Source organism: Methylophaga sp. UBA5088, from assembly GCF_002414625.1.
Classification (GTDB): Bacteria; Pseudomonadota; Gammaproteobacteria; order Nitrosococcales; family Methylophagaceae; genus Methylophaga; species Methylophaga marina.
On sequence record NZ_DIAC01000112.1, the window covers coordinates 25,329 to 29,949 of the forward strand.

General features: G+C 44.1%; 4 protein-coding genes. 1 reads left to right on the plus strand and 3 read right to left on the minus strand.

From position 1 onward, the window contains the following. On the plus strand, positions 1-341 hold a 341-nt coding region (locus B4K20_RS14305), incomplete at its 5' end, for an efflux RND transporter permease subunit (RefSeq protein ID WP_289283414.1). A 12-nt stretch (positions 342-353) separates the two neighbouring features. On the opposite strand, the gene B4K20_RS14310 is transcribed toward B4K20_RS14305, so the two are convergent. The 3 genes from B4K20_RS14310 to gluQRS all read right to left on the minus strand — a co-directional run bounded on the left by B4K20_RS14310 (position 354) and on the right by gluQRS (position 4,620). After that, on the minus strand, positions 354-1,658 hold the full coding sequence (locus B4K20_RS14310) for a YbaY family lipoprotein (RefSeq protein WP_289283415.1): 1,305 nt from the start codon (positions 1,656-1,658) through the stop codon (positions 354-356). A 98-nt stretch (positions 1,659-1,756) separates the two neighbouring features. Then, complete coding sequence (locus B4K20_RS14315) at positions 1,757-3,631, minus strand: methyl-accepting chemotaxis protein (protein WP_289283416.1); 1,875 nt, start codon at positions 3,629-3,631, stop codon at positions 1,757-1,759. A 101-nt stretch (positions 3,632-3,732) separates the two neighbouring features. Further along, a complete protein-coding gene (gene gluQRS / locus B4K20_RS14320) occupies positions 3,733-4,620 on the minus strand; it encodes a tRNA glutamyl-Q(34) synthetase GluQRS (RefSeq protein WP_414683392.1) in 888 nt (295 codons plus the stop codon). Position 4,621: the final 1 nt, after the last annotated feature.

A 4,621-nucleotide genomic window follows, 5' to 3' on the forward strand; every position in this document is an offset into this window, starting at 1 on the left:
TGGCGGGGCTGGCCAGTAAAAATGCCATATTGATTGTTGAGTTTGCCCGAGAGCTTGAAATCGATGGCATGGAAACGGTAAAAGCGGCTATCAAAGCCAGCCGTATGCGTTTAAGACCAATTTTAATGACATCATTCGCCTTCATTATGGGCGTGGTACCGATGGTTTTATCTACCGGTGCCGGTTCCGAAATGCGTAATGATATTGGTGTCACTGTATTCTCAGGCATGCTCGGGGTCACATTCTTCGGCTTGTTCTTTACCCCGGTTTTCTATGTGATGTTAAGAAAACTGGAAGGTAAACGCCGTTACCATAGTCACAATCATGTGGTAATGAAATAAAGCCCGGCTTTATCAGCGACGGGCGGTAATCGTCCGCCCGTCTGCTGTTTTCAATACTAGTGCACCATTAATGCTGATATCCAGCGATTCAACATCGGCTAAGGTCGTCAAAAATACCTTTTCCTGATTCATGATGGCCACCGGACAAACTTTCTGTGTAGTGATGGCAGAAGCAATGTCCAGCCGTTCATTGAACTCATAAGCTGTGCTGTACTGATTACAAGAGGTAAAGCCTGATAAGCGGCCTTGATCATCGAAGGTCATGGTCAGACGTGAAAAATCAATAATGCCTTGCTGATTAATATCCTGAACAATCCACTCTTGTCCAACCAATAAGTCACGGCTGTGCCCTCCACATCCCTGAAAATCGAGATTATCTAAACGTACACTGACCTGATAAGGGTAGGGTAATCCCGACATATCGTCACGGCATAGTGTTGCTAACGTTTCAACTTTGATATAACGAGTGTCTGAATAGGCTTTCAATTCAAAACCAGCATGGTAAATATGCAATTCAGTTTCGCCGAGGACGCTCTGTTTCTGTCCTCCATCCCATGTCATGATGACTTGGTCGTATGTGGCCGACAGCGACCATTCTGGTTCGTGTCCCTGAGCGCGAAATGGGAGTTGTTCGACTTGATCCTGGTTCACAGCAGTGCAGTGACTCCAACTCATATCAGCAATCGTCAAAATGCCCTGATGGCCTTTATTCCAGAAGTTGACCAATTTATCTTTAGACTGGTACTTGCTTCCTGAGGCACTGGGTACTTGAAACAGCATATATAAATCATCATTCATTTTGAGCTGCATGGATTCATTCTTAGTGACGGTAGTGATCTGCTGCTCGCCACATTGAAACATGACCGTATGACTGTTTTGATGTTCAGGTGGCTGGAAAGAGATCAAATTGAGCACACCCAGTGACACTTCATGCGTGTCAGTGGGAATCAGATTCAGCTCATCTGTGGTCCAGATTAATTCCCCTTGCTTGTTCTGAATGGAAGCACGAAGTGCATAATTTTCATCGGCATTGAGTTGGTCTTTGAACACCTGCAGCTGAAAATCAATAGGTACTTGGCGGTTGCCGAGAGAGATAGTTTTTTCAGCCACCACCTCACCATTTTTTTGGGCGCTGGTGATGTTTTCGAGTTTAATGATGAGTTTGGAATGCTTGGGTAACGCGATACGTTCGCGATAGCTTATTTTGCCACTTATCGTTAGCTGTTGTTGTTTGAGTGTTTGTTGAGCAGAGTCTGAATCACATCCGAGTAATGTCAGACTCAGTAACACCAATATGAACAAATGGTACAAGGGCATAATATGTCATCCTGAATCTAGTCCTGAGTATTCATCATAAATGTAACCTGTACAGCCAAGCTATAACATCAAGTCGTCATCCATGACGTATCTTAGATTCAGACTTTGAACTGAGTGATGAGTTTTTGCAAGTCTGCCGCTAATCCGGCAAGGCCCTGACTGGTTTCCGTTGTTTGTGAAGTGCTTTCTGCATTTTCTTCTGCTACTTGGGCGATATGATTCACATTGCGGTTGATGTCTTCAGCCACAGCGCTTTGCTCTTCTGCTGCACTGGCAATATGCGTATTCATATCCATAATAGAGCGGACTTTTTCAGAGATGGTGGTCAGGCTTTCTCCCGCCGCTCCCACTTTGGTGACAGTGGCTTCGACATACTCTTTACCCTTCAAGGTAGCAGCGACACACTGATTTGCTTCGTTTTGTAGACGTTCGATAATGGTTTTAATTTCTTCAGTAGACTCTTTACTACGTTGCGCAAGGGTTCTGACTTCATCAGCAACAACAGCAAAACCACGGCCGGATTCACCGGCGCGGGCAGCTTCAATGGCGGCATTCAAGGCTAATAAATTAGTTTGTTCAGCAATACTCTGTATAACGGTCAGGACTGTGCCAATGTTTTCACTTTCAGCTTGTAAGTTTTTAATTGCATCGGCATTGGTTGAGCTTTGGTCAGCTAACTGTTTGATAGAGCTGATTGTGTCTTTAACTAACAATTGACCCTGACTGGTTTCACTATCAGAGCTTCTGGATAAATTCGCCGCTTCTGCAGCGTATCGAGCCACTTCTTGAACAGTTGCCGTCATTTCATTCATGGCCGTGGCCACTTGTTCACTACTGCTTTGTTGATTGATAACACCTTTTTTGGTCTGTTCAGCGACCACGGATAGTTCTTCTGCTGCGGCACTTACAGTGAGAGCAGAAGTCATGACTTGTTGGATCAATTTTTGAAAGGATGCGGTCATCAGATTGAATGAACGTGCCATTTCAGCAATTTCATCTTTGCCGCTATCATCAACTCGTAAACTTAAATCACGATTTTTTTCGACTTCCTGCATGGTTTCAGAAAGCTGATGAAGCGGAATAATAATACTTTGGCTTATTAGTCTGATGAGCCATAGAATCAGGGCAGCCAGTGTCAAAGCAATCACAAACACAGTAATTTTTGCATTTTTAACAGCAGTGGGTATTTCGTCAGAAATATGTTGACCAAGCCCCGCAAGAGCATCTTCACTTTGATGAATCGTGCTACGCAACTCACCCAGTAAGCCTGACTCAGCATTCATGCCACGCGTTTCGTAGCCTTTCACTAATGACAGAAAGTCAGCACGATACGATTCTATTTCACTACGGACTTGGTTTTTTACACTACTACTCAGGTAACTGTTTTCCAGACGGCGATTGAAGTCGGTAAACCCATCTTCAAATTTACTGACATATTTTTTGTCAGAGCGAAGCATAAAGTCTTTTTCATGTCTTCTGAGCATTAACATGGCAGCTAATAAACTATCGTCATCGTATGTGTTGATGGTTTCTTCAACCTGATGCACGGCACTACGTAACTTACCATAAAGGCCATCAGTCGGTGTTAAGCCAATGGTTTGTTCAATATTCACTATTTGGTTAAATTTTTCGCCATACTCTACCAAGACAGTACGAACGCGGTTTTCTGATTCATGTGACTGATTCAGTGCGTCGAGACGCTGTCCAAGCTGATCGAGGTTGGTAAGGAAGAGCTGATGAGATTGATGGAACTCATCTTGATATTTCAGCTCATGTCGGTTAAGAAAATCTTTCTCATGGCGGCGCAACATCAGCATATTCGTTTCTAGCTTCACTGCCTGAATCGAAGCTTCTTCCAGTCGAATAATTTTAGACAGGAATATCTGGCCCAAGATAATCATCAGTAAGATTGTCATTCCAACGAGGACCGACAATACAAAGAGTTTCTTTTTCACAGTGAGTTGATTGAGCATGGGGTTTTCCTTGAAAAAACATGAACAGGTCATGTTGATTGACAACGCTAACCAACTTAGCGGTCAGACACTTCATTTCCTTAGCCTTTTTCACTGTTTTTTTATATGATTTTTTTCTTAACTTGGCAGAGTTGCCAATTCGTTAAAGCCCAGTGCCAGACATGGGCTATCGGCATAGCTGAAGATAGGGCTGACGCATCCAAGCCAAGGAAAAAAAGAGCATTAATGAGTTGTTCAGAGGCATCATGGATAGCGATAGCCGGCGCAGCAGTTTGCTTACTCAACTTCTCACCTTGCGCATTTGTTACCAGAGGAATATGAGCATAGCTCGGTGATGTCGCCTCTATTTGTTGCTGTAGATAAATCTGACGGCTGGTCGAGTTTAATAAATCGGCACCACGAACGATGTGATTGATTCCTTGCTCTGCATCATCGACAACCACGGCCAGTTGATAAGCAAAAAGACCATCTGCACGTTTTAAAACAAAGTCACCAAAATCGGTTTGTAAATGATGCTGAATATCACCATACACTCGGTCATTAAACATCAGATTGTCGCTATCCACGCGTAGCCGCCAGGCTATCTGTGTGCGGTTTGATGATAGGCCATGTCGGCAAGAGCCAGGGTAAACTGGGCCTTCTATGCCTGCGTGAGCAATATCTGCGACCTCGCGACGACTGCAGTTACAGGGATAGACACATTGTTTATCTTTTAGCTTTTCAAGATAGGATTGATACAGCTCACTGCGTTCACTTTGGTATATGACGTCACCATCCCATTCAAAGCCATAACCGTCGAGCGTGCGTAATATTTCATCTGCTGCGCCTGGCATTTCTCTGGGTTTATCCAGATCTTCCATGCGTAATAACCACTTGCCAGACTGCGTTCTGGCATCAAGATAACTGGCGACAGCCGTTACCAAAGAACCAAAATGTAATGGTCCGGTAGGAGAGGGGGCATAGCGTCCGATGTAGTCAGTCATGATGATC